Origin of the sequence: Palleronia abyssalis (assembly GCF_900302445.1) — a bacterium.
GTDB lineage: Bacteria > Pseudomonadota > Alphaproteobacteria > Rhodobacterales > Rhodobacteraceae > Palleronia > Palleronia abyssalis.
This window is the reverse complement of sequence record NZ_ONZF01000032.1, coordinates 1-1,755: the sequence shown is the minus strand read 5'-3', so window position 1 is coordinate 1,755 and position 1,755 is coordinate 1. Positions and strand designations below refer to the sequence as shown.

Genomic DNA, 1,755 nt, shown 5'->3' with positions numbered 1-1,755 from the left:
CCCGGCTTATTCATCCAAATCGGTTGGGGAAGGTTGCGTGCGCCTGAAAGCGCCGTAGAATCAAGCTGCTACACCGCAATCCGCCAGCAGCTTCGGACGCACGCATGGGTGAAACTCTACGGTCGGTCACGGCCGGATTCAACCGCTCCCTTTCGATCGAGACCCGGGCTGAGCGCCTGACCGGCGATCCGGGCGCAGTGCTTCTGCGAGAAGCTCTCGACGCGACCGGGATCATCGGCTGGATGGCGACGCAGATGAAGGACACCCGCCGCCAGGCCGATGTCGTGCATGACCTGCCGTCGCTACTGCGGACCCTGGTGCTTCTGGTTGCACAGGGCTGGCAGGACCACGACGATGCCGATGCTCTGCGGCATGATCCGGCGATGCGCTTGGCGGCCGGCTCCGCGGCCGGCCTGACGCCTTTGACTGTGCAGCCCGGTTTGGCATCCCAGCCCACGCTGTCGCGCTGCACGGCGATGTTGGCCGAACCCGCAAACCTGAAAGTTCTGCGGGAGGCTGCCCTCGAACTCGCAGGTCGGAACCTGCGGGCCGAGAACGGCGGGCAGCGGCGCACACGCATCACGCTGGACGTGGACAGCCTGCCCATCGAGGTCCACGGACACCAGCCGAAGGCCGAGTGGAATGGGCATTACCGGGCCCGGATCTACCACCCGCTGATCACCTCGATCGCGGAAACCGGCGACATGCTCGACGCGCGTTTGCGCCCCGGCAATGTCGGCACTGCCGACGGTGCGCTGGACGTCATCCTCGACGTGGTCGATCGCGCCGAGGCCAACCTGTGCAAGATCACCACCGTGCGCATTGATGCGGGCTTCCCCTCCGGCGTGCTCCTGTCGGGTCTTGAGGCGCGCGGCATCCACCACGTCGCCCGCCTGCGTGCGAACGCCGCCCTCGACAAGCTCGCGGCGCCGCACATGAAGCGACCGCCGGGACGACGACCAACGGAACCGCGGCTTTGGACGCACGAACTGGAATACCAGGCGCAGGGCTGGGGCGAGCCCCGCCGTGTCGTGCTTGTGGTCAAGGAGCGCGAGGGGGATCTGCTTCTCGACCGCTTCTTCCTCGTCACCTCAATCTCGCGTTTCCAGATGAGCGGGCAAGCCCTGCTGGACCATTATCGCCAGCGCGGCAAAGCCGAAGGGCATATGGGCGAGTTGATGGACGTGCTTTCTCCAGCCCTGTCCTCCACCAACCGCGCCAAGACCCATCTGCGCGGTAAGAAGCCGAAATCAGTCACACCCGCCGTCGATGCCTTCGCCTGCAACGAGGTCCGGTTGCTCATCGCGATGCTCGCCTACCAGATCATGCACGTGGCGCGCCGGGCCATGGCGCGCGCGACGAAAACGCCTTGGAGCCTGCGCCGTCTGCGGGAACGCGTGCTGCGCGCCGGCGCCCGTCTCGTCATCTCCGCCCGGCGCATGACACTGATCCTTGCCGAAGCGGCCGCGCCCTTCTGGGCTGCCGTTTGGCCACAGATCCAGATGCTGCGTGGGACCGGCCCGTAGTTCCGCGAGAGGACGTCGATGCCGCCGACCGGATGAACGCCCAGGGGCGGTGAGCAGGCGTGTTCCAACAACATCGATCGATACCGGAATAGCTGCCGGCGCAGCAGCTCTATCAACTCATGCGCGAAGCGCGGCTGACACTCGCAGCAAACGCTCGCCCAGAGGCCGGCAGGAACGGCCTCACCTTGCCTCAAGCCCACCGGGGAGCCGTTCCGGTGAATAATGCGGG

Annotated in this window: 1 protein-coding gene; it reads left to right on the top strand. The window is 66.3% G+C overall.

Features of this window, described 5'->3' with window-relative positions:
* Positions 1 to 104: 104 nt before the first annotated feature.
* The gene (locus tag PAA8504_RS21620; RefSeq protein WP_108896178.1) at positions 105 to 1,526 is read left to right on the top strand and encodes an IS1380 family transposase; all 1,422 of its coding nucleotides are present in this window, start codon (positions 105 to 107) and stop codon (positions 1,524 to 1,526) included.
* The last annotated feature ends 229 nt before the right edge of the window (positions 1,527 to 1,755 follow it).

Excerpts from the sequence above, each read along its gene's own strand:
- PAA8504_RS21620 (WP_108896178.1), top strand. The coding sequence starts at position 105 with ATGGGTGAAACTCTACGGTCGGTCACGGCCGGATTCAACCGCTCCCTT.